The following is a 22,714-nucleotide window of genomic DNA, read 5'->3' on the forward strand; positions in this document are numbered from 1 at the left end:
CCGATGACGATCCCTTTCCGTCCCCCGCAGGCGCAGCGCGGCATGGTGCTGTTGGTCAGCCTGGTGTTCCTGCTGCTGTTGACCCTGATCGGACTGTCGTCGATGCAGAGCGCCAACCTCCAGGAAAAGATGGCCGGCAGCGTCAGCCTGCGCAACCAGTCGTTCCAGGTGGCCGAAGCGGCGCTGCGCATCGGCGAAAGCGCGGTGCAGCTCGACAGCTATTCGCTGGCGGTGTGCGCCACCACGGCCCAGTGCGCGCCGCCGGCGGAGTCCTCGACGGTCAGCGCGGCGGGGCTCAACGCCTCGTCCGGGGTCACCTGGATCGCCGCCGGCAGCGGGTTCTACGGCGTGCAGAACATCGGCACCACCCTGACCGCCGTCAATGTGCCGAGCAACACCTCGGCGACGCTGTACCGGGTCACGGCCGTCGGCATCGCCGGCACTTCGCGCAGCGTGGTGGAGAGTGTCTATGCCAAGTACTGAACCGCGCCGGCCATGGCGGGCCCTGTTGGCCGGGCTGTTGCTCGGCGGGTATCTGGCGGCGCCGGCCTACGCCTTCACGCCGTCCGACTCGCCGCTGCTGAGCGCTGCGGCGGTGCCGCCGAACGTGATGTTGCTGATCGACGATTCGGGGAGCATGAACAGCATCATCTACGCGGCGGGGTTCGATCCGACGGTGGATCGCACGCCGGCCAAGCAGTGCAATGCCTTCGCAGGCCTGTGCCTGAGCTCGACGGCGATCACAGGCGACTCGGTGTTCCTGTCGAGCCTGCCCACCTCGGGTTGCTCCGGCGGGGCCTACGCGTTCTACAACAACTCGCTGACGCCCCTGTGCCTGAAGCTGCCGGATCCGGTGGGCAGCGGCAACACGCGCTATTCGGGCGACTACATCTCTTACGTGGTCGGGTTGGCCAACGGCAGCAACCGCGACTTCACCACGGGCGCGATCCCCAACGACTACCGGATCAACGTCGCGCGCAACGTGTCCACCGCGCTGGTCACCAGCAACCGCTCCCTGCGCATCGGCCTGGCGACGTTCAACCCGGCCACCAACAACAACCCCGGCAACGGCGGCTACATCGCCCGTTCGGTCAGCGACCTGTCGCCGGTGTCCGGCAGCGTCACCCAGGCCCAGGCCGACAGCAACTACAACGCCCTGATTTCTTCGATCAACGGCTTGAGCGCCGTGGCCAACACGCCGCTGGCGGAGACCTACTACGAAATCACCCGTTACATGCGCGGCCTGGCGCCTTACTACAACAGCACGCCGAACACCTACACCAGCCCGATCCAGTACCGCTGCCAGAAAAACTACGGGGTGGTGATCACCGACGGCTTGCCGACCTACGACCGCACCTTCCCGAACAACGATCCTCTGGGCGGCAACCGCTTGCCCAACTGGGACGGGGTCAACAACGACGGCGACAACCTCAACGGCGACGGCGAGGGCGATACGCTGTACCTGGACGACATCGCCAAGTTCGCCTTCGACATCGACATGCGCTCCACCGGCACCGACGCGGCGGGCAAGAGCTGGAACGCGGCGGACTTCCCCAAGCAGAACATGAACACCTACACCGTGGGCTTCACCGCCGCCAACGACATGCTGTCGGACGCCGCCGGCTACGGCCAGGGCAAGTACTACCAGGCCACCGACAGCGCCGGCCTCAACACTGCGCTGTCCGCCGCGCTGAGCGACATCACCTCCAAGGCCGGCTCCGGCGGCAGCGGGGTCACCAGCGGCAACACCCTGGCCAGCGGCACCAGCTACTTCCAGACCAGCTACGACCCCAAGGACTGGCGCGGCACCATCAAGTCCTTCGGGTTCACGTCGACCGGCGCGGTGAACACGTCGACGGTGCTGTGGAGCACCGACACGGCCATCGTGCCCAGCGCCACGGCACCGACCTACCAGTCCTGGAACACCACGACCAACGCCGCCGTCACCCTGGCCTTCGGCAATTTCTCGGCCGCCCAGCAGACCGTCCTGGGCCAGGGCCTGCCCACCGGCATCAGTGGCAGCGATCTGGTGGAATGGAGCAAGGGCACCAACAAAGCCGGCCTGAAGGTGCGCAGCGTACTGCTGGGCGACATCATCAACTCGCCGCTGGTGCTGGCGTCGCCCTCGGAGAAAACCGCGTCCGACCTGTCGGGCGACACCTCCTACAGCACGTACCTGACCGCCAAGGCGGCGAACATGAACGCCAGCCTGGTGGTGAACGGCAACGACGGTTTCGTCAGCGTCATCAACTCGGCCAACGGCACCCGGCGCTATGCCTACATGCCGTCCAGCGTGCTGCCGTCGCTGCGTCTGATCGCCGATCCGACCTACATCAACGGCGTCGGCCACAAGTTCCTGGTGGACGGCCAGGTCGGCGTGTACGACGCGCAGTTCGGCACCGCCTGGAAAACCCTGGCCATCGGCGGCACCGGCGCCGGCGGCAAGACCTTTTACGGGCTGCAGCTGTACGACGCCTCGGCGGGCAACGTGATCAAGGGGCTGTGGGAAGTCAGCGCGCCGTCCACCGCCAGCGCATCGAACGTGTTCAACGATCTGGGCTACGCCTATGCCCGGGCGGAAGTGGCGCGTCTGGCCGACGGGCGCTGGGCGGCGTTCATCGCCAACGGTTACGGCAGCAACTCCGGGGTGGCGGCGCTGTATGTGCTGGATGTGCGCGACGGTTCGTTGATCCGCAAGATCGTGGTCGACGCCACCGAGACCACCAACGGCCTGTCGTCGGTCAAGCTCAAGGTCAACTCGCAGAACGTGGTGCAGGCCGCGTACGGCGGCGACCTGAAGGGGCGCCTGTGGAAGTTCGACCTGAGCGCCGCCTCCAGCGACAGCTGGGGCGTGGCGTTTTCCGGCAAGCCGCTGTTCACCACGGCGGGCGGGGCGACCCAGCCGATCACCGCGCAACCGTTGCTGGCGGACAATTCCCTGGGCGGCAAGCAGGTCTTCGTCGGCACCGGCAAGTTCAACGAAACCACCGACAAGACCAACAAGGACCTGCAGGCGTTCTATTCGGTGTGGGACGCCGACGGCGGTTCGGGACAGTTGACGGTGAGCAGCCTGCAGGCCCAATCCATCACGGGCACCTTCTCGGGCAGCTCAGGTCAGTTCGTCACCACCTCCCAGAACGACACGACGTATCCGGCGGAGAAAGGCTGGTACTTGCCGCTGGTGTACAACAACGTGCTGACCGGCGAACGGGTGATCAACCAGGCCAGCCTGGTGCTGGGCCGGATCGTGTTCACCACCGCCAGCGTGGACACCACCGACCCGTGTTCCAGCTTCGGCACCGGCAAACTCATCGAACTCGAGGCGTTCAGCGGTAAGATGCTCAACTACGCGGTGCTCGACACCAACGCCGACGGCGTGGTCGACACCAACGACACGATCTCCAGCGGCGTGGTGTTCAGCGGCGGCATTCCGACCCTGAACGCCATCGTCAACGGCGCGAGCCGCAAGGTCGTGAACGATTCCAGTGGCACCATCACCACGCTGGTGGAAAAATCCGGCGGCGGCAGCCGCCGCATCATGTGGCGGCAACTACAGTGAGCGAGAACCGAGGCATGCGCAGAACCCACCGAGGCTTCACCCTGATCGAAATCATGATCGTGATCGCGATCATCGGTATCGTCATCACCATCGGCTATCCGAGCCTCACCGAGTACGTGAAGAAGGGACGCCGTGGCGAAGTGGTGTCGCTGCTGTCGGAGCAGGCGCAGATCCTCGAGCGCTTCTACTCGAAGAACAACGTCTACACCAATGTCACCGGCCTGAGCGCCGGCAACGATTTCTACACCCTCACGCCGACGATCACCGACCAGACATTCCTGCTGACGGCGACGCGCAAGGCCGGCACGGCGATGGCCACCGACAAGTGCGGGGACTTCACCCTCACCAACACCGGCGTGAGAAGCATGAACAACGCGACCACCGGGCTGACCACCAAGGATTGCTGGGGCCGCTGAGCCGCTTTATCGGGGCGCCCTTTGCGCCCGCTGTCTATTTAACGGTTGGAACAGAGATGACCAGGCAACAGCAAGTGGTGATTGTCGGTGGCGGGGTGATTGGCCTGCTCACCGCGTACAACCTCGCCAACGAGGTGGGCAGCGTGGTGCTGCTGGACCGTTCGGATCTGGGGCGGGAATCGTCCTGGGCCGGCGGGGGCATCGTTTCTCCGCTCTATCCGTGGCGCTACAGCCCGGCGGTGACCGCCCTGGCGCATTGGTCGCAGGATTTTTATCCACAGCTGGGCGAGCGCCTGTTCGCCGCCACCGGCGTCGACCCTGAAGTGCACACCACCGGCCTGTACTGGCTGGATCTGGACGACGAGGCGCAAGCGCTGGCCTGGGCCGAGCGGGAAGGGCGCCCGCTGCGGCCTGTGGATATCTCGGCGGCCCATGACGCGGTGCCAGCCCTGGGCGGCGGGTTCTCCCGGGCCGTCTACATGTACGACGTGGCCAACGTGCGCAACCCGCGCCTGGTCAAATCGCTGAAGGCGGCGTTGCAGGCACTGCCGAACGTCAGCATCCGTGAGCAGTGCGAGGTCGGCGGCTTTGCGCGCGAAGGGGGGCGGGTGGTCGGCGTAGAGACCCCTGCGGGCGTGATCCGGGGCGATCAGGTGGTTTTGACCGCCGGCGCCTGGAGCGGCGAGCTGCTCAAGACCCTGGATCTGACGCTGCCGGTGGAGCCGGTCAAGGGGCAGATGATCCTCTACAAGTGTGCGGCGGATTTCCTGCCGAGCATGGTGCTGGCCAAGGGGCGCTATGCGATCCCGCGCCGCGACGGGCACATCCTGATCGGCAGCACGCTGGAGCACGAAGGGTTCGACAAGACGCCGACCGACGTGGCCTTGGCCAGCCTGAAGGCTTCGGCGGTGGAGTTGCTGCCGGCGCTGGCCGACGCCGAGGTGGTGGGGCATTGGGCCGGCCTGCGGCCGGGCTCGCCGGAAGGCGTTCCCTATATCGGCGCCGTGCCGGGCTTCGAGGGGCTGTGGCTCAACTGCGGGCATTACCGCAACGGGTTGGTGCTGGCGCCGGCGTCGTGTCAGCTGTTCGCCGATGTGATGCTGGGGCGGGCGCCGATCATCGATCCGGCGCCGTATGCGCCTGCGGGGCGGATCTAGCCGGCATTCGCGGCGTCGGCGATCCGACGAAGGCGTCACTCAAGGCACCGCAGGACACGACAGTTGCTCCCATAAGGGGCCTCAGTCCAGCCCCAGTTTCTTGAGGCGGTAGCGCATCGAGCGGAACGACAGGTTCAGGCGTTGCGCCGCCGCCGTGCGGTTCCAGCGGGTCTCCTCGAGCGCTTGCAGGATCAGCTTGCGCTCGACGTTTTCCAGGTAGTCCTCCAGGTTGTCGATCTGCGTCAGGTCGGCGATGCCGCCCTCGGCCGCGCAGTTGCCCTCGCTCAGGCGCAGGTCGTCGGCTTCGATCATGCGGTTCTCGCACAGGGTATGCGCCCGTTCGAGGACGTTCTCCAGCTCCCGCACGTTGCCCGGGAAGCGGTAGTTCTTCAGGGCCTCGAGCGCTTGCGGGTGCAGGCGCGCCACGGGCTGGCCGGTGCTGGTGGCCAGGCGCTTGAGCATCTGGCCGGCCAGCGCTTCGATGTCGTCGCGCCGCTCGCGCAGGGACGGCACCCGCAGTTCGATCACGTTCAGGCGGTAATACAGGTCCTGGCGGAAGCGTCCGGCGGCGACCTCGGCGTCCAGATCCTTGTGCGTGGCGCAGAGGATGCGCACATCGACCACGGTTTCCTGCTGGCCGCCGACGCTGCGCACGGCCTTTTCCTGGATCGCCCGCAGCAGCTTGACCTGCATCGACAGCGGCAGGTCCGCCACCTCGTCGAGAAACAGCGTGCCGCCGTGGGCCGCCTGGAACAGGCCGGGCTTGTCCTCCACCGCGCCGCTGAAGCTGCCTTTGCGGTGGCCGAAGAATTCGCTCTCCATCAGTTCAGACGGAATCGCCCCGCAATTGACCGGCACGAACGGTTGGCCGGCCCGCGGCCCTTGTTCGTGGATCAGGCGCGCCACCAGCTCCTTGCCGCTGCCGGACTCGCCGCTGATGTATACCGGCGCCTGGCTGCGGGCGAGCTTGTCGATCTGCTTGCGCAGGTTGCGCATGGGCGGGGAGTCGCCCAGCAGCCGCCGTTCGATCGACGTGACGCCGCCCGCCGCCGGCACGCGCAAGGCGCTGGCGACCAGTTCGCGCAGGCGCGCAAGGTCCACCGGTTTGGTGAGGAAGTCGAAGGCCCCGGCCTTGAGGGCGTTGATCGCGGTTTCCAGGCTGCCGTAGGCGGTGATCATCGCCACCGGCAGCTGTGGATAACGTTGCTGGAGGTGCTGCACCAGCTCAAGCCCGGTGCCGTCGGGCAGGCGCATGTCCGTCAGGCACAGGTTGAAGGCCTCGCGGTGCAGCAGCGCCCGGGCCTCGGCCAGGTTGCGTGCGCTGAAGGTGTCGAGTTTCATCCGTCCCAGGGTGATTTCCAGGAGTTCGCGGATATCCGGCTCGTCGTCGACGATCAGGACTTTTTGCCGTGGGCTCGTAGTCAACTTTGTTTCCGTCCGTGAGCAAAGGTGATGCGAAAGCAGCCGCCGCCTTGGCGTGGTTTGAAGTCTAGGCGCGCTTGATTGCTTTCGCACAGCTCACGGGACAGATAGAGCCCAAGGCCGGTGCCCTGGCTGCTGGTGGTGAAGAACGGTTCGAACAGGTGCGCCTGCTGGTCGGGCGCCACGCCCGGGCCGTTGTCCTGCACGTGCAGCACGGCCTGGCGGGATTCGGGGTCGAGGGACAGTTCCAGCCAGACTTCGGCCTGCTCGTGCAGCGCGCCGCTGTGGCGCCAGCCGTTGCGCACCAGGTTGTCGAGGACCTGGGTCAGCTGGTCGGGATCCATCAGGGTACGCAAATCGCCGGCGCCGATGTGCACGTGCAGTGACTGACGGGCGGTCGCCTGCTCGCGGGTCTCGGCGACGAAGCGCTCCAGCCAGGGCTTGAGATCCAGCCGCTGCGGTTCGCTTTGCTGGCGGCGGGACAGTTGCAGGACGTTCTCGATGACTCGGTTCATGCGCTGGGAGTGGTCTTGGATGATCTGCGTCAGACGCCGGTCTGCGCCGTCGAGTTCCTCGGACTCGCCCAGCAGCTGCGCCGCATGGCTGATGGCGCCCAGCGGGTTGCGGATCTCGTGGGCGATGCCGGCGGTCAGGCGCCCGAGCGCGGCCAGCTTCAACTGCTGGGCCTGTTGGGCGATCTGCGCGAGGTCTTCGAGGAACACCAGGGTCTGGCGTCCCGGGCTCTGCTCCAGGGCGATGAAGCTCGGTTGCAGCACAGGGCCTTCCCCGGGCATCTTCAGGCTTTGGGGGCGCAGGCTGGGGTTGCTCAGCCACAGTTGCAGGCGTTCGACCAGCCCCGGCGCGCAGTCGTCGATCAACAGCCCTTCGAGGTGCTGTCGGCCCAGCAGGGCCTGGGCGCTGTGGTTGGCCAACTGGATGCGGCGCTGTTCGTCGAACACCAGGATGCCGGTGCGCATGCGTTGCAGGATCAGGGCGTTGAGGGCCTCGAGGCCTTCCACCTCGCTGGCGCGGCGCTCGGCCAGGTGCTCGCTGAACTCCAGGCGCTGCATCAGGCCCTGCACCAGCAGGGACGCCGCGAAGCACAAGGCGCCGAGGGTGCCGGCCTGGAGGTAGTCGTTGGGGCTCAGGGGATGGTCGAAACTGAGCAGGAAGCTCAGGGCGACGATGCCGAGGGCGCCGACGGCGGCGATCAGCAGGCCTATCCGTCGGCGCAGCAGGGTATTGCTGATGGCCACCGAGACGATCAACAGGTTGCCCAGGGAGCTCGCCACGCCGCCGGCCGCGTAGAACAGGCCGCAGAGCAGCAGGATGTCGGTCAGCGCCAGGCCGAACAGCTGCGCCGGGCGGCGGATGTTCTCCAGGAACACCACCAGGAGGATGTTCAGCACCAGGTACAGCCAACTGCCGCTGCGCAGCAGCTCGTCGTCGGCCGAGGTGAGCAGGCGGTTGTCCATGTTGCTGGAAATCAGCAGCACCAGGGTGATGCCGACGCTCAAGCGATACAGATGATAGAGGCGCAGCAGGCGCTGGGCCTGCTTGCCGGAAGCGTCGGCGGTCTCAGCGACCACTGGAGCCGGGGCCTTGCTCCAGGTGCGCCTGGCTGCAGTACCAGTGCTGCTCAAGGCTCAGGGCACGGTCGCGGGGCAGGTGCACGCCGCAATGGGCGCAGCGCACCATGGGCGCGGCGTCCTGTTCGCGGGGAGACTGGGCGGGGGAGGCGGGGGCCTTGATCTTGCGCCAGAGCCAGACGGCGGCGGCGATCAGGGCGATCCAGAACAGTAAACGAAGCATGATGGGCGGCTTTTCGGCTAATGATCCGGCAGTTTAGCCAAGGAGTCCGTCGGCCGCACAGCCCCGTCAAACGCGGCAACGAAAAAGGGAGATCCGAAGATCTCCCTTTCTTGTACAACTGCTGTGGATCAGTCGAACAGACCGAAGGTCATGTAGCTGAAGATCGAGCGGTCGGAGCTGCCGGACTCGGATTCCGGCTCTTCGATCACGTTGCCGTTTTCGTCTTTTGGCTTGAGTTCGTTCGGGATCGCGTCCTTCGCGTCCTGGAATTGCTTCTGCACGTCCTGGTTGGCGCGGGTCTCTCCCGGCGGCAGCGGCGGACGGGACTCGATCAGGCCGAGGGTGGCCTTGCTCAGCCACGAACGGTTGTCGGCTTCGGCCACCGACGGCACGAACTGACCGTCCACCAGGCTCGGGTGGTTCGGGTAGTTGAGCTTCAGGGTCTCGAGGCTGGAGGCCGCCAGTTCGTCCAGGTGCAGGCGCTGGTAGGCTTCGGTCATCACCGCCAGGCCGTCGCCCACCGATGGGGTCTCCTGGAAGTTCTCCACCACGTAGCGGCCACGGTTGGCGGCGGCGACGTAGGCCTGACGGGTCAGGTAGTAGTCGGCCACGTGGATTTCGTAGGCCGCCAGCAGGTTGCGCAGGTAGATCATGCGCTGCTTGGCGTCCGGCGCGTAGCGGCTGTTCGGGTAGCGGCTGGTCAGCTGGGCGAACTCGTTGTAGGAGTCGCGGGCGGCGCCCGGGTCACGCTTGGTCATGTCCAGCGGCAGGAAGCGCGCCAGCAGGCCGACGTCCTGGTCGAACGAGGTCAGGCCCTTGAGGTAGTAGGCGTAATCGACGTTCGGGTGCTGCGGATGCAGGCGGATGAAGCGCTCGGCGGCGGACTTGGCGGCCTCAGGCTCGGCGTTCTTGTAGTTGGCGTAGATCAGTTCGAGCTGGGCCTGGTCGGCGTAGCGGCCGAACGGATAGCGCGACTCCAGGGCCTTCAGCTTGGCGGTGGCGCTGGTGTAGCTGCTGTTGTCCAGGTCCTTCTGAGCCTGCTGGTACAGCTCGGCTTCGCTCAGGTTTTCGTCTACGACTTCCTTCGATGAGCAAGCGGCGGTCAATGCGAGGATGGCGATCAGCAGCAGGTGTTTCACTTGCATGGCGGCTTGCGTCCCTATGACGGCCGCTGTCTTGGGCGGGACCGTCCTGTTATGATGAGCGCCCCGTTGAAAAGCCTCGGGGCAAAAGAAGCCGTATTTAACCACAAGCGCGCAGCCGAAACCAAAGGCTGTGCCGACGCCAGTCCGAGCATGTCCGATAAAATTGAACTTCGCGCAGAGGTGCCGTCCGAACTGGGCGGCCAACGCCTCGATCAAGTCGCCGCCCAACTCTTCGCCGAGCACTCGCGCTCGCGCCTTTCCGCCTGGATCAAAGACGGTCGCCTGACCGTGGACGGCGCGGTCATCCGTCCGCGCGACATCGTTCACGGCGGCTCGGTGCTGGAGCTGACCGCCGAACAGGAAGCCCAGGGCGAGTGGGTGGCCCAGGACATCGAGCTGGACATCGTCTATGAAGACGACGACATCCTGGTGATCAACAAGCCGGCGGGCCTGGTGGTGCACCCGGCCGCCGGCCACGCCGACGGCACGCTGCTCAACGCCTTGCTGCACCACGTGCCGGACATCGTCAACGTCCCGCGTGCCGGCATCGTGCACCGTCTGGACAAGGACACCACCGGCCTGATGGTGGTGGCCAAGACCATCCAGGCGCAGACCAAGCTGGTCGCGCAGTTGCAGAGCCGCACCGTCAGCCGCATCTATGAGTGCATCGTGATCGGCGTGGTGACCGCCGGCGGCAAGATCAACGCGCCGATCGGCCGCCACGGCCAGCAGCGTCAGCGCATGGCGGTGATGGAGGGCGGCAAGCCGGCCGTCAGCCACTACCGCGTGCTGGAGCGCTTCCGTTCCCACACCCACGTGCGGGTGAAGCTGGAGACCGGGCGCACCCACCAGATCCGCGTGCACATGGCGCACATCAATTTCCCGCTGGTCGGCGACCCGGCCTACGGCGGCCGTTTCCGCATTCCGCCGGCCGCGAGCCAGACCATGGTCGAGTCCCTCAAGCATTTCCCGCGGCAGGCCCTGCATGCGCGGTTCCTTGAGCTGGAGCACCCGACCACCGGCGAGCGCATGAGCTGGGAATCGCCGCTGCCGGAAGACTTCGTCTGGCTGCTGACCCTGCTCAAGCAGGATCGCGAGGCGTTCGTCGGATGAACTGGCTGACGCCGGACTGGCCCGCGCCGGCCAGCGTCAAGGCCTGTGTCACCACCCGCGAGGGCGGTGTCAGCGAGGCGCCGTTCGACACGCTCAACCTGGGCGATCACGTCGATGACCGCCCCCAGGACGTCGCCGAGAACCGTCGCCGCCTCACCGATCACTTTTCGATCAAGCCCGCCTGGCTGCAGCAGGTCCACGGCACCACCGTGGCCCACGCCGACCCGTCCGTGGTGGCCACCGCCGACGCCAGTTGGACCGCCACGCCGGGCATCGCCTGCGCCGCGATGACCGCCGACTGCCTGCCGGCCCTGTTCTGTGACCGCGCGGGCACCCGCGTCGCCGCCGCCCATGCCGGCTGGCGCGGCCTGGCTGCCGGGGTGCTGGAGGCCACCCTCGACGCCCTGGGCACCGCGCCTGAAGACGTGCTGGTATGGCTCGGTCCGGCCATCGGCCCGCAGGCCTTCGAAGTGGGCCCGGAAGTGCGGGAAACCTTCGTCGATCAGTTACCCGCTGCGGCGGCCGCGTTTGTCCCGAGCCAAAACGCCGGCAAGTTCATGGCCGACATCTACCTGCTGGCGCGCCTGCGTCTGGCCGAGCGGGGTGTCACGGCGGTGTACGGCGGCGGTTTCTGCACCGTCAGCGACCCGCGCTTCTTTTCCTATCGCCGCGCATCGCGCACCGGTCGCTTCGCCTCGCTGGTGTGGCTTGAGGGCCCCGGCGGCGCCGTCTGACGGCGCCGGTTTGCGCCATGCCGCGCCTTTCAATGCCGGCAACTTACCGTCAAACGGAAACGCATCGGCCAGGCCGGGCGCACGCTAAGCTTGTCTGACCTGCATCAAACCCCTGACGCTTGAATCTTCCAGAATCGGCCACATCTATAGCGGTATCTGGCAGGTTTCTTCATTCAGGATGGTTTCCTAGATCCGACCTGCTCAAAAGGAAGGTGACCCCATGCGTATAGACCGTTTAACCAGCAAACTTCAGTTGGCGCTGTCCGATGCCCAATCCCTGGCCGTCGGCCTCGACCATCCGGGCATCGAGCCTGCGCACCTGATGCAGGCCATGCTCGAACAGCAGGGCGGCTCGATCAAGCCCCTGCTGATGCAGGTGGGCTTCGACGTCAACAGCCTGCGCAAAGAGCTGACCAAAGAGCTCGACCAACTGCCGAAAATCCAGAATCCGACCGGCGACGTCAACATGTCGCAGGATCTGGCGCGCCTGCTCAACCAGGCCGACCGCCTGGCCCAGCAGAAGGGCGACCAGTTCATTTCCAGCGAACTGGTGCTGCTCGCCGCCATGGACGAGAACAGCAAGCTGGGCAAACTGCTGCTCGGCCAGGGCGTGAGCAAGAAGGCCCTGGAGAACGCCATCAACAACCTGCGCGGCGGCGAGGCGGTCAACGACGCCAACCACGAGGAATCGCGCCAGGCCCTGGACAAGTACACCATCGACCTGACCAAGCGCGCCGAAGACGGCAAGCTCGATCCGGTGATCGGCCGTGACGACGAGATCCGCCGCACCATCCAGGTCCTGCAGCGCCGCACCAAGAACAACCCGGTGCTGATCGGCGAGCCTGGTGTGGGCAAGACCGCCATCGCCGAAGGCCTGGCCCAGCGGATCATCAACGGCGAAGTGCCGGACGGCCTGCGCGGCAAACGCCTGCTGTCGCTGGACATGGGCGCGCTGATCGCTGGCGCCAAGTACCGCGGCGAGTTCGAGGAGCGGCTCAAGGCGCTGCTCAACGAACTGTCCAAGCAGGAAGGGCAGATCATTCTGTTCATCGACGAACTGCACACCATGGTCGGCGCCGGCAAGGGCGAAGGCTCGATGGACGCCGGCAACATGCTCAAGCCGGCCCTGGCCCGCGGCGAGCTGCACTGCGTGGGCGCCACCACGCTCAACGAGTACCGCCAGTACATCGAGAAGGACGCGGCCCTTGAGCGGCGTTTCCAGAAGGTGCTGGTGGACGAGCCGAGCGAGGAGGACACCATCGCGATCCTGCGCGGCCTCAAGGAGCGCTACGAGGTGCACCACAAGGTGGCGATCACCGACGGCGCGATCATCGCGGCGGCGAAGCTCAGCCATCGCTACATCACCGACCGGCAGTTGCCGGACAAGGCCATCGACCTGATCGACGAGGCCGCCAGCCGCATCCGCATGGAGATCGACTCCAAGCCGGAAGTGCTGGACCGTCTGGAACGCCGCCTGATTCAGCTGAAGGTCGAGTCCCAGGCGCTGAAGAAGGAAAGCGACGACGCGGCGAAGAAACGCCTGGAGAAGCTCCAGGAAGAAATCGACCGCCACGAGCGCGAGTATTCGGACCTGGAAGAGATCTGGAACTCGGAAAAGGCCGAGGTTCAGGGCTCTGCGCAGATCCAGCAGAAGATCGAACAGTCCCGCCAGGAGCTGGAAGCGGCGCGGCGCAAGGGTGACCTCAACCGCATGGCCGAGCTGCAGTACGGGGTGATCCCGGATCTGGAGCGCAGCCTGCAGATGGTCGACCAGCACGGCAAGAGCGAGAACCAGCTGCTGCGCAGCAAGGTGACCGAAGAGGAAATCGCCGAAGTCGTGTCGAAATGGACCGGCATTCCGGTGTCGAAAATGCTCGAAGGCGAGCGCGACAAGCTGATGAAGATGGAAAGCCTGCTGCATCAGCGTGTGATCGGCCAGGACGAGGCGGTGGTGGCGGTGGCCAACGCCGTGCGGCGTTCCCGCGCCGGATTGGCGGATCCGAACCGGCCGAGCGGCTCGTTCATGTTCCTCGGCCCGACCGGGGTCGGCAAGACCGAGCTGTGCAAGGCGCTGGCCGAATTCCTTTTCGACACCGAAGAAGCGATGGTGCGGATCGACATGTCCGAGTTCATGGAGAAACACTCCGTGGCCCGGCTGATCGGTGCGCCGCCAGGCTACGTGGGCTACGAAGAGGGCGGTTACCTGACCGAAGCGGTGCGGCGCAAGCCGTACTCGGTGATCCTTCTGGACGAAGTCGAGAAGGCCCACCCGGACGTGTTCAACATCCTGCTGCAAGTGCTGGAGGACGGACGCCTGACCGACAGCCACGGGCGCACGGTGGACTTCCGCAACACAGTGATCGTGATGACCTCCAACCTCGGCTCGATGCAGATCCAGGAACTGGTGGGCGACCGCGAGGCCCAGCGTGCGGCAGTGATGGATGCGATATCCACCCACTTCCGGCCGGAGTTCATCAACCGGGTCGACGAAGTGGTGATCTTCGAACCGTTGGCGCGGGATCAGATCGCCGGCATCACCGAGATCCAGCTGGGCCGCCTGCGCAGCCGTCTGGCCGAGCGCGAGCTGAAGCTGGAGCTGAGCCCGGAGGCGATGGACAAGCTGATTGCCGTCGGCTACGACCCGGTCTATGGCGCACGGCCGCTGAAGCGGGCGATCCAGCGCTGGATCGAGAACCCGTTGGCGCAGTTGATCCTGTCCGGACGCTTCATGCCGGGGGAAACGGCGACCGGCGTGGTGGAGAACGACGAGATCACGTTCAACTGACGCTCGGCGCCAAAAGAGAAGGCCTCGCCCATCGCGAGGCCTTTTTTTTCGCCAGGCTGTTGAACTCAAAGGAAAAGGCTTGTAAAGTGCGCCCCGCAGTCAGTCACCCGCAGGGCTTCAGCTCACTGAGCTGAAAACCGAAATAAGTTGCAAATCATTAACTTGAAAGCAATTTAGGGGGTTGACAGAGGTGTTCTAGGTTGTAGAATAGCGCGCCTCAGACACACGAACGCAGCGATGCGAACGGGTGGCAGAGGTGAGGCAAACCTCACTGTTGTAACTTGAAATATGTAGTTCCGTGATAGCTCAGTCGGTAGAGCAAATGACTGTTAATCATTGGGTCCCAGGTTCGAGTCCTGGTCACGGAGCCAATTTCAAACCGGGGTATAGCGCAGTCCGGTAGCGCGCCTGCTTTGGGAGCAGGATGTCAGGAGTTCGAATCCCCTTACCCCGACCATATTTGGGTCGTTAGCTCAGTTGGTAGAGCAGTTGGCTTTTAACCAATTGGTCGTAGGTTCGAATCCTACACGACCCACCATTTTTGAAACCAGTTCGCTGGGATCGAATCTTAAGATCAGACGCCAAAAGCTCTGTTCGCAGAAGGCGCCTTTCGAAGGTGCCTTTTTTTTACCGGGGTATAGCGCAGTCCGGTAGCGCGCCTGCTTTGGGAGCAGGATGTCAGGAGTTCGAATCCCCTTACCCCGACCATACAAAGAAATCCCCGCATCGAAAGATGCGGGGATTTTTTTTGCCCGTCAGAAATGCAATTTCATTCAAGTCATCGTACAACTTGCCGATAGCCCGCTAGCAAAAGAGGGGCAGGCCGCCGTGCCGTTCGCCCCCTAACCTGGCCAATACAAGAAAAAAGGGCGTTCGTCATGTTGCTTCGTCAGTTGAACATTGCTCCCCGTGCCGCACTGGGATTCGCTGTGATCGCGGTATTGGTGGCGCTGCTCGGGGTGTTTTCGCTGGGGCAGATGTCGAGCATCCGCGACAGCGAGGTCGCGGTGGAAACCCAATGGCTGCCGAGCATCCGTGGCGGTGACGAGATCCGCGAGATCATGCTGCGCATCCGCACCATCTCCTTGCGCATGGCACTGGATCCGGATCCGAAGAACGTCGCCGCCTACCGCAGCCAGATGGACACCCGCGACAAGGAACTGAGCGAGAAGATCGCCGCCTACGACAGGCTGGTGGTCACCCCTGAGGGGCAGCAGTTGTACGATCAGTTCAAGAAAACCTTCGCTGCCTACCGCACCGGCATCGCCCAATCCTTCGTCCTCGCCGAACAAGGCAAGCGCGATGAGTTGACCAAGCTGCTGCTGGTCGACATGAAGACCGTGGTCGACGGCTCCGGCAAGCAGCTCAGCGACCTGGCGGATCTGTTCACCCGGCAGGTCGCCGCCGAGAGCCAGAACTCCGCCGCACACTACGAGACCTCGCGCACCATCGTCAGCCTGTTCATCGTGCTGGCGGCGCTGGCCACCGTGGCGCTGGCGATGCTGCTGACCCGCAGCATCGTGCGTCCGCTGGCGAGCGCGGTGGACGCCGCCGAAAGCGTGGCCGGCGGCGATCTCACCCGCCCGATCGAAGCCCACGGCAACGACGAGGTCAGCCGCCTGCTCAAGGCGTTGGCGACCATGCAGCAGAACCTGCGCGAGACCCTGCAGGGCATCAGCGGCTCGGCCACGCAACTGGCCACCGCGGCCGATGAACTGAACGCCGTCACCCTCGACAGCACCCAGGGGCTGCAGCAGCAAAACAATGAAATCGAACAGGCGGCGACGGCGGTCAACGAGATGACCACGGCGGTGGAGGAAGTTGCGCGCAATGCCGTGTCCACCTCCGACGCCACGCGCCAGTCCAGCGAATCGGCGCACTTGGGGCAGGAGCGTGTCGGCGAGACCGCCGAGGCCATCAATGCGCTGGTCAGCGAAGTGCAGCACACCGGCGAGCTGGTGCAGTCCCTGGCCGACCAGTCCCAGGACATCGGCAAAGTGCTCGACGTTATCCGGGCGATCGCTGAGCAGACCAACCTGCTGGCCCTCAACGCCGCCATCGAGGCGGCCCGGGCGGGCGAGAGCGGACGGGGCTTTGCGGTGGTGGCCGATGAGGTGCGGGCGCTGGCCTATCGCACCCAGCAATCGACCCAGGAGATCGAACAGATGGTGCAGGGCATGCGCAGCGGATCGGGCCTGGCGCTGGAATCGATGCAGGCCAGCGCCTCCCGGGCCGCCACGACGCTGGTGCTGGCCGAGCGGGCGGGCGAGGCGCTGCAGACCATCACGGCGTCGGTGCACGAAATCCACGAGCGCAACCTGGTGATCGCCAGCGCCGCCGAAGAGCAGGCGCAAGTGGCGCGGGAGGTGGACCGAAACCTGGTGAACATCCGCGACCTATCGGTGCGCTCGGCGGCCGGGGCCGACCAGACCAGCGCCTCCAGCCATGAACTGTCGCAACTGGCCAATGCCTTGCAGGGCATGGTGCAACGCTTCCGCCTCTGACTTCTGCGGGCACGAGAAAGCCGCGCTTCTCGTCGGAGAAGGCGCGGCTGTTGTGAGACGTCAGGCGGGCAATCAGGCGCCGTCTTGATCCTTCAGGTGCTCGAACAGGCCTTTGGGCATTTTCTTGCCGTTGGCTTCGAAGTTGGCTTTGACGTTGTTGTACGCCTCCTGCTCGTCGATGAAGCCGTCATGGTTGGTGTCGATCTTGTCGAAGTCGGACTTCGGCGCGACCTTCAGGAACTCGGCGCGGGACACCTTGCCGTCGCCATCGGTGTCGGTTTTGGCCATCGAGGCATCACCGCATTTACCTTCGCCGCATTTGCCTTCCGGCGTCTTCACCGAAGTCTCGGCGGAGGCGACCATGTAGCCCTGGGCCAGCGGCTGGGCGGCGAACACCGAGCCGGACAGCATCAGGCCGCCGGCCAGCACGGCGCCGACCAGGCCAATGGAGTTCTTGCCGATTTTCGAGGTACGGGACATTGCATTCTCCTACGGTTGCTCAGTGCAACCACGCGTTAAGGGCATTTGCCGGCGCGGGTGCGCTCGGGTGTGGCCATTAGGCGGCGCCGATGTATCGCGACTGTGTCGCGGGGCGGGGCGTTTGTAAGCGAAGGCGGGAAATGCGGGGGCGGGATACAGTGAGAAACAGAGGTTCGGGCGCGGGTCGGACAATGAGGGTTTGATCCAGACCAACGTCGGCTTCACCGGCGTCATCGCCAGCAGGCTGGCTCCCACAGGGTTGGGTGGGTGAATTCAGGGGCTGCGGTCACAGCGTGGGAGCGAGCTTGCTCGCGATGGCGTCGATCCAGGCGAGATCAACTCGTCTGGATCACCGCATCGCGAGCCGGCTCGCGCCTACAGGTGTTGCATCAATGCAGCTTCAGGCGCGGCTCGGTGCCCCGGCCGATCTTGCTGCCCAGCATCAGCATCGCCGTGCGGAACGGCCCGTACAGTGCCATCTGGTGCATGCGGTACAGCGAAACGTAGAACATCCGCGCCAGCCAGCCCTCCAGCATCACGGTGCCGGTCAGGTTGCCCATCAGGTTGCCCACCGCCGAGAAGCGCGACAGGGAAATCAGCGAGCCGTAGTCGGTGTACTTGTACTCCGGCAGGGCCTTGCCTTCGATCCGCAGCTTCAGCGACTTGGCCAGCAACGACGCCTGCTGGTGCGCAGCCTGGGCGCGGGGCGGCACGTTGCGGTCCGTGCCCGGTTGCGGGCAGGCGGCGCAGTCGCCGAAGGCGAAGATGTTCTCGTCGCGGGTGGTCTGCAGCGTCGGCAGCACCTGCAGTTGGTTGATGCGGTTGGTCTCCAGGCCGTCGATGTCCTTGAGGAAGCCCGGTGCGCGGATCCCGGCGGCCCAGACCTTGAGGCTGGCCTTGATCTGGCTGCCGTCGGCGGTGATCAGGCTGTCGGCGGTGACTTCGCTGACCGACGCATTGGTCATCACGTTGACCCCGAGCTTTTCCAGGGTCTTGTGCACCGGGCCGCTGATCCGTTCCGGCAAGGCCGGCAACACCCGCGGGCCAGCTTCGATCAGGGTGATGTGCATGTTTTCCGGTTTGATCCGGTCGAGGCCGTAGGCCGCCAGCTCATGGGCGGCGTTGTGCAGCTCGGCCGCCAGTTCGACGCCGGTGGCGCCGGCGCCGACGATGGCCACGCTGATCTGCTCGTCACTTTCGTTCTGGCCGGCATGGGCGCGCAGGTAGTGGTTGAGCAACTGCTGGTGGAAGCGCTCGGCCTGTTTGCGGGTGTCGAGGAACAGGCAATGCTGCGCCGCGCCCTGGGTGCCGAAATCGTTGGTGGTGCTGCCGACGGCGATCACCAGGGAGTCGTAGGGCACTTCCCGGGCAGGCACCAGTTCGATGCCGTTTTCGTCGTAGGTGGCGGCCAGCTGGATTTTCTTCGCGGCACGGTCGAGCCCGCTCATGCGCCCCAGCTGGAACTCGAAGTGGTTCCATTTCGCCTGGGCGACATAGTTGAGTTCGTCTTCGGAGGAATTCAGCGACCCGGCGGCCACTTCGTGCAGCAGCGGTTTCCAGATGTGGGTCAGGTTGGCGTCGACCAGCATGACGCTGGCGGTGCCGCGCTTGCCCAGGGTCTTACCCAGACGGGTAGCCAACTCCAGGCCGCCGGCGCCGCCGCCGACAATGACAATACGATGGGACATGGGAACAACTCGCAAGGCTAAAGGAAATCGTTGTCGTGGTTACCCGGGCGAGCGCAAGGCAGCTCATAGCGTCAGGTAACTGATGAGTCGGCTCAACAGGCCGAGGCCGACGGTCACCGCCACCACCAGCACCAGGAGCATCCACGGCCTGAAGGGCCGGCGCTCGACGCGGTGCTGGGACAGTTGCAGGTACTCTTCGACATGCTTCTGGTCATCGGGGTTCAGGCGGCTGGTCATGTGAGGCCTCGTCAGGGATAGACGTTGCTGGATGCGCAGACGTTACAGCGGTTTGCCTGCGCGCGTTGAACGGCGCAGGGCATCCGGGCGAATGATTGCGCTTTTTTAACATCCGACCGGTGTTTGCGCCATCCTGCCAAGGGCTAAAGGCTGATGCCGACGTCGAACACGATGCTGCGCCCCAGGTTGCCGCGCAGGAAGTCCGGCGCGTCCGGGTGGGCGAACAGCACCCGGGCGAAGGTCGGCCCGACCAGCGACAGCGAGCGCCAGCCCTGGCGCAGGTACTCGGTCGGCGGCGGAAAGTGGCTGTTCAGGTCCAGCACTTCGCGCTTGAGGCTGGCGAAGGCGATGATGTCCAGTTCCCCCAGGTCCATGCCGCGTTCCTTGTAGTTGTGGGCCTTCTTGCGCAGGGTCGGGGCCAGGCGCAGGAGGAACTCGTTGGCCGGGATCCGCCGCGGCTTGGCTTCGCGGCGCACCAGTTGGCTCAGGGAAAACGCGCTGCGCCGGCGTTGCAGTTCATCGCGCCATTCGTCGTTGAGCCGGCGGCCTTCGTCGAGGACGAAGAACACCTCGAAGTTGGCGTCGCGGAACAATACGTCCGGTGGCTCCCCGGCCGGGGCGAACTCATCGGCCCGATAGGGGATGTTCAGGCCTTGCAGCAGGCGCTGGCAGACCCAACGCTCACGCTCCCATTTGCGGGCATTGGACAGGAAGGCGTTGGCTTGCTCGGCCGCGATGGTCAGCAGGCGCAGGTAGTCTGAGTCATCCATAGGCCCAAGCTTAGCGTTCAAATGCGACAGGCAGATAGATTTGCGTCGGTTCGCCCTCGGCAGACGCGAGCCTGCTCGGCAAATGCATCGGCGGGGGCCTCATCGCCAGCAGGCTGGCTCCCGCAGGGTTTGCGGCGGGCGCAGGCCCTGCATTGAGCAGCGTTGTGGGGGTGTAGACTGCCACAGCTGCCACCAGGGAATTTGTCGCAAGGGATGAGGGAATCATGATCGGTGCCGAACTGCTGTCTTCCACGAGCCTGACCTTGGGCTGGCTGATCTATCTGCCGGTCTTGCTGTGGGCGGTCTGGAGCGCCTCGTGGGTCGAGCTGTTCAGCGACAGCCGGCGTCAGCACTTGCTGTTCGGCACTGTGTTCGCGCTGTTCCTGCTGTGGCTGGTGCGCAGAGACTTCGACACCGGCGTGTCGTACCACTTCATCGGGATGACGGCGGTGACGCTGCTGCTGGACTGGCCGTTGGCGATCGTCGGCGGGCTGGTGGCGCAGGCCGGGCTGGTGTTGCTCGGGCGCCAGGATCTGGTGGCGGTGGGGGTCAACGGCACATTGCTGATTCTGCTGCCGGTGCTCGTCACCGAATGCGTGGCGGTGATGGTCGAGCGTGCCCAGCCGCGCAACCCGTTCGTGTACATCTTCTGCTCCGGCTTCTTCGCCGCTGCGCTGGCGGCGCTGCTGTGCCTGGTGTCGAGCCTGGCGCTGCTGTGGTACGACGGCCTGTTCGCCCTGCCGGAATGGCTGGAGGATTTCATCGGCTACCTGTGGCTGCTGATCTTTCCCGAGGCGTTCATCAACGGCATGGTGATCAGCGCGCTGGTGGTGTTCTGCCCGGAATGGCTGGAGACCTTCAACCGCACCCGCTACCTTTCGGCGCCCTGGAAGGACGACGACCCCAAGTCTTGATCCACATCAAATCCGCCGCCCGCCGTGCCTTCATGCTCCTTCGAATTCCTTCAGGAGCGAGCGGCATGAGCGTTTACGAGTGGGCGAGGCAGGAGTTGCGTCAGAGTCTGGACATGGCGCAGGAGGTGGGGTTCGATCCGGGGCTGAGCCTGCGGGCCTTGCTCAGCGCGGTGGTGCAGCAGAGCAAGACCGTGCGCAACGCCGAAGACCTGGCCGACGAGTTGCGCTTTCTGGCGGAAAACCTCGACGACGATCAGGACTACGGCTTCATGCGGCCCTGACGGCGGGTCAGTGGCGCGGATCGAAGTCGCCGGAGAACAGTTCATCCTCGGCGTCCGGGGCGACCGGGATCTTGTGTTCCTCCGAGGCCCAGGCGCCGAGGTCGATCAGTTTGCAGCGGTCCGAGCAGAACGGCCGGTTGACGTTGCCGGCCACCCATTCCACGGGGGCGCCGCAGGTCGGGCAGTTGACGGTTGGGGTCTGGCTCATGGCTGGCCTCCGGATAAAGTCAGGTAAAAGTGATGCAGGCGCTCGACCTCGCTGTGCAGCCAGGCGAGGTCGCGGTCGTTGACCACCACGTCATCGGCACGGCTCACACGGTCCTCGCGGCTGGATTGGGCCTTGAGGATCGCCTGGACCTGCTGTTCGCTGGTCTGGTCGCGTTGCAGGGTGCGTTCGATCTGCAGGTGTTCTGGGGCGTCGATCACCAGGATCCGCCGGGTCATCGCGTATTGCCCCGACTCGATCAGCAGCGGCGAGACCAGGATCGCATAAGGCGATTCTGCCAGCGCCAGGTGATGGGCGATTTCCTCGGCGATCAACGGATGCAGCAGGGCTTCGAGCCAACGGCGTTCATCGGGCACTTCGAAGATCAGCTTGCGCAGGGCGGCGCGGTTCAGCGTACCGTCGGCCTGCAGCACGGCGGGGCCGAAATGTTCGGCGATCTTCGCCAGCGCCGGGCGCCCCGGCTCGACCACCCAACGTGCCGCATGGTCGGCGTCCACCACGTGGATGCCGAGGTCGATGAAGTGTTGGGCGGCCGCGCTCTTGCCGCTGCCGATGCCGCCGGTCAGGCCGAGAATCCAGGGTTTTTCCACAGGGGTATTCATTTCAAACCGACAAACTGCCAATAGTAGGTCGTCATTTGACCACCCCAGAGCATGGCAATCCAGCCGGCGATCGCCAGATAGGGGCCGAAGGGGATCGGCGTCGAGGCGTTGCGGTCGCGCAGGCGCAGCAGAATGATGCCGATGACCGCACCCACCAGCGACGACAGCAGGATGGTCAACGGCAGGATCTGCCAGCCGCCCCAGGCGCCGAGCATCGCCAGCAGCTTGAAGTCGCCGTGGCCGATGCCGTCCTTGCCGGTGAGCAGCTTGAACAGCCAGAACACCGACCACAGCGACAGGTAGCCGGCCACCGCTCCCCACAACGCGTCGTGCAGCGACGTGAACAGGCCGAAGCTGTTGGCGATCAGGCCCAGCCACAGCAACGGCAGCACCAGCACGTCGGGCAGCAATTGGTGCTCGGTGTCGATCAGGCTCATCGCCAGCAGGCCCCAGGTCAGCACCGTCAGCAGGCACGCGGGCCAGCCGAACCCCAGGTGCCAGGCGATGAAGGCCGAGAGCAGGCCGCAGGCCAGTTCCGTCAGCGGATAGCGTCTGCCGATGGACGCGGCGCAGGCCGAACAGCGTCCGCGCAGCCACAGGTAACTGAGCAGCGGAATGTTTTCCCACGCCCGGATGCGGTGGGCGCAATGCGGGCACTGCGAAGCCGGCAGCATCAGGTTGTAGGTGGGCAGCGGCGTTTCGCCCGGCATCCCCAGGATGTCGCGGGCCTGCTGGCGCCATTCGCGTTCGAGCATCTTCGGCAGGCGCCAGACCAGCACGTTGAGGAAGCTGCCGACCACCAGCCCCAGCAACAGGGCGGTGCACACGAAGGCCAGCGGATACAGGGCAAACAGTTCGTCGAGGGGCAT

Annotated in this window: 21 protein-coding genes and 4 tRNA genes; 14 read left to right on the plus strand and 11 right to left on the minus strand. The window is 65.2% G+C overall.

What is annotated here, in order from left to right; all coding sequences use genetic code 11:
- Nucleotides 1-3: 3 nt before the first annotated feature.
- Genes CAG41_RS14050 through thiO form a run of 4 tightly spaced genes read left to right on the plus strand, consistent with a single transcriptional unit; the run spans nt 4 to nt 5,132 of the window.
- Nucleotides 4-483, plus strand: a complete 480-nt coding sequence (locus tag CAG41_RS14050; protein WP_085584199.1) for a PilX N-terminal domain-containing pilus assembly protein — start codon at nt 4-6, stop codon at nt 481-483.
- Nucleotides 470-3,559 (plus strand): pilus assembly protein, encoded by a 3,090-nt coding sequence (locus CAG41_RS14055; RefSeq protein WP_085707107.1) that lies wholly within the window; start codon nt 470-472, stop codon nt 3,557-3,559. The genes CAG41_RS14050 and CAG41_RS14055 overlap by 14 nt, the downstream gene beginning before the upstream one ends.
- 14 nt (nt 3,560-3,573) lie before the next feature.
- Nucleotides 3,574-3,975 (plus strand): type IV pilin protein, encoded by a 402-nt coding sequence (locus tag CAG41_RS14060; protein WP_085584202.1) that lies wholly within the window; start codon nt 3,574-3,576, stop codon nt 3,973-3,975.
- Between the two features lie 56 nt (nt 3,976-4,031).
- Nucleotides 4,032-5,132 (plus strand): glycine oxidase ThiO, encoded by a 1,101-nt coding sequence (gene thiO, locus CAG41_RS14065; protein ID WP_085707108.1) that lies wholly within the window; start codon nt 4,032-4,034, stop codon nt 5,130-5,132.
- Nucleotides 5,133-5,213: 81 nt separating this feature from the next.
- Here thiO and CAG41_RS14070 read toward each other — a convergent pair whose 3' ends face one another.
- The 4 genes from CAG41_RS14070 to CAG41_RS14085 form a co-directional block, all read right to left on the minus strand.
- On the minus strand, nt 5,214-6,557 hold the full coding sequence (locus CAG41_RS14070; protein WP_085707109.1) for a sigma-54 dependent transcriptional regulator: 1,344 nt from the start codon (nt 6,555-6,557) through the stop codon (nt 5,214-5,216).
- Nucleotides 6,554-8,143 (minus strand): PAS domain-containing sensor histidine kinase, encoded by a 1,590-nt coding sequence (locus CAG41_RS14075; RefSeq protein WP_085638858.1) that lies wholly within the window; start codon nt 8,141-8,143, stop codon nt 6,554-6,556. Before CAG41_RS14075 ends, CAG41_RS14070 begins: the two co-directional genes overlap by 4 nt.
- The gene (locus tag CAG41_RS14080) at nt 8,133-8,366 is read right to left on the minus strand and encodes a PP0621 family protein (RefSeq protein WP_085707110.1); all 234 of its coding nucleotides are present in this window, start codon (nt 8,364-8,366) and stop codon (nt 8,133-8,135) included. Before CAG41_RS14080 ends, CAG41_RS14075 begins: the two co-directional genes overlap by 11 nt.
- A 128-nt stretch (nt 8,367-8,494) precedes the next feature.
- On the minus strand, nt 8,495-9,511 hold the full coding sequence (locus CAG41_RS14085) for an outer membrane protein assembly factor BamD (RefSeq protein ID WP_085584212.1): 1,017 nt from the start codon (nt 9,509-9,511) through the stop codon (nt 8,495-8,497).
- A gap of 150 nt (nt 9,512-9,661) precedes the next feature.
- Between CAG41_RS14085 and rluD the strand changes: the two genes are divergently transcribed.
- The 8 genes from rluD (at nt 9,662) to CAG41_RS14125 (ending at nt 16,647) form a co-directional block, all read left to right on the plus strand.
- Nucleotides 9,662-10,624 (plus strand): 23S rRNA pseudouridine(1911/1915/1917) synthase RluD, encoded by a 963-nt coding sequence (rluD, locus tag CAG41_RS14090; RefSeq protein WP_085584315.1) that lies wholly within the window; start codon nt 9,662-9,664, stop codon nt 10,622-10,624.
- Nucleotides 10,621-11,358: a peptidoglycan editing factor PgeF gene (pgeF, locus tag CAG41_RS14095; protein WP_085638855.1), complete on the plus strand. Its 738-nt coding sequence runs from the start codon at nt 10,621-10,623 to the stop codon at nt 11,356-11,358. The genes rluD and pgeF overlap by 4 nt, the downstream gene beginning before the upstream one ends.
- A 220-nt stretch (nt 11,359-11,578) precedes the next feature.
- Entirely contained in the window at nt 11,579-14,143 is a 2,565-nt protein-coding gene (gene clpB, locus CAG41_RS14100) for an ATP-dependent chaperone ClpB (protein ID WP_085584216.1), read from the plus strand.
- Between the two features lie 295 nt (nt 14,144-14,438).
- Nucleotides 14,439-14,514 (plus strand) — tRNA-Asn (locus CAG41_RS14105).
- Between the two features lie 9 nt (nt 14,515-14,523).
- Nucleotides 14,524-14,600 (plus strand) — tRNA-Pro (locus CAG41_RS14110).
- 5 nt (nt 14,601-14,605) lie between these two features.
- Nucleotides 14,606-14,681: transfer RNA gene (locus tag CAG41_RS14115), tRNA-Lys, on the plus strand.
- 93 nt (nt 14,682-14,774) lie between these two features.
- Nucleotides 14,775-14,851, plus strand: a tRNA-Pro gene (locus CAG41_RS14120).
- 170 nt (nt 14,852-15,021) lie between these two features.
- On the plus strand, nt 15,022-16,647 hold the full coding sequence (locus CAG41_RS14125) for a methyl-accepting chemotaxis protein (protein ID WP_085584218.1): 1,626 nt from the start codon (nt 15,022-15,024) through the stop codon (nt 16,645-16,647).
- 72 nt (nt 16,648-16,719) lie between these two features.
- Here CAG41_RS14125 and CAG41_RS14130 read toward each other — a convergent pair whose 3' ends face one another.
- The 4 genes from CAG41_RS14130 to CAG41_RS14145 form a co-directional block, all read right to left on the minus strand.
- Complete coding sequence (locus CAG41_RS14130; RefSeq protein ID WP_085584220.1) at nt 16,720-17,127, minus strand: hypothetical protein; 408 nt, start codon at nt 17,125-17,127, stop codon at nt 16,720-16,722.
- 389 nt (nt 17,128-17,516) lie between these two features.
- Entirely contained in the window at nt 17,517-18,815 is a 1,299-nt protein-coding gene (locus CAG41_RS14135; RefSeq protein ID WP_085584222.1) for an NAD(P)/FAD-dependent oxidoreductase, read from the minus strand.
- Between the two features lie 63 nt (nt 18,816-18,878).
- Nucleotides 18,879-19,052 (minus strand): DUF3094 family protein, encoded by a 174-nt coding sequence (locus tag CAG41_RS14140; RefSeq protein ID WP_085584224.1) that lies wholly within the window; start codon nt 19,050-19,052, stop codon nt 18,879-18,881.
- A gap of 143 nt (nt 19,053-19,195) precedes the next feature.
- The gene (locus CAG41_RS14145) at nt 19,196-19,822 is read right to left on the minus strand and encodes a DUF1780 domain-containing protein (protein WP_007959580.1); all 627 of its coding nucleotides are present in this window, start codon (nt 19,820-19,822) and stop codon (nt 19,196-19,198) included.
- 224 nt (nt 19,823-20,046) lie between these two features.
- Here CAG41_RS14145 and CAG41_RS14150 point away from each other — a divergent pair, with 224 nt between their 5' ends.
- Both CAG41_RS14150 and CAG41_RS14155 read left to right on the plus strand, forming a co-directional pair.
- Complete coding sequence (locus CAG41_RS14150; protein WP_085584226.1) at nt 20,047-20,736, plus strand: energy-coupling factor ABC transporter permease; 690 nt, start codon at nt 20,047-20,049, stop codon at nt 20,734-20,736.
- Between the two features lie 65 nt (nt 20,737-20,801).
- Nucleotides 20,802-21,017, plus strand: coding sequence for a hypothetical protein (locus CAG41_RS14155; RefSeq protein ID WP_085584228.1), 216 nt, complete (start codon nt 20,802-20,804; stop codon nt 21,015-21,017).
- A 7-nt stretch (nt 21,018-21,024) separates the two neighbouring features.
- On the opposite strand, the gene yacG is transcribed toward CAG41_RS14155, so the two are convergent.
- Genes yacG through CAG41_RS14170 form a run of 3 tightly spaced genes read right to left on the minus strand, consistent with a single transcriptional unit; the run spans nt 21,025 to nt 22,714 of the window.
- On the minus strand, nt 21,025-21,225 hold the full coding sequence (gene yacG, locus CAG41_RS14160; RefSeq protein WP_085584230.1) for a DNA gyrase inhibitor YacG: 201 nt from the start codon (nt 21,223-21,225) through the stop codon (nt 21,025-21,027).
- The gene (coaE, locus tag CAG41_RS14165) at nt 21,222-21,845 is read right to left on the minus strand and encodes a dephospho-CoA kinase (RefSeq protein WP_085707111.1); all 624 of its coding nucleotides are present in this window, start codon (nt 21,843-21,845) and stop codon (nt 21,222-21,224) included. Before coaE ends, yacG begins: the two co-directional genes overlap by 4 nt.
- A complete protein-coding gene (locus tag CAG41_RS14170) occupies nt 21,842-22,714 on the minus strand; it encodes an A24 family peptidase (protein WP_085707112.1) in 873 nt (290 codons plus the stop codon). The genes coaE and CAG41_RS14170 overlap by 4 nt, the downstream gene beginning before the upstream one ends.

Origin of the sequence: Pseudomonas sp. B35(2017) (assembly GCF_002113645.1) — a bacterium.
In the GTDB taxonomy this organism is placed as follows: domain Bacteria; phylum Pseudomonadota; class Gammaproteobacteria; order Pseudomonadales; family Pseudomonadaceae; genus Aquipseudomonas; species Aquipseudomonas ekonensis.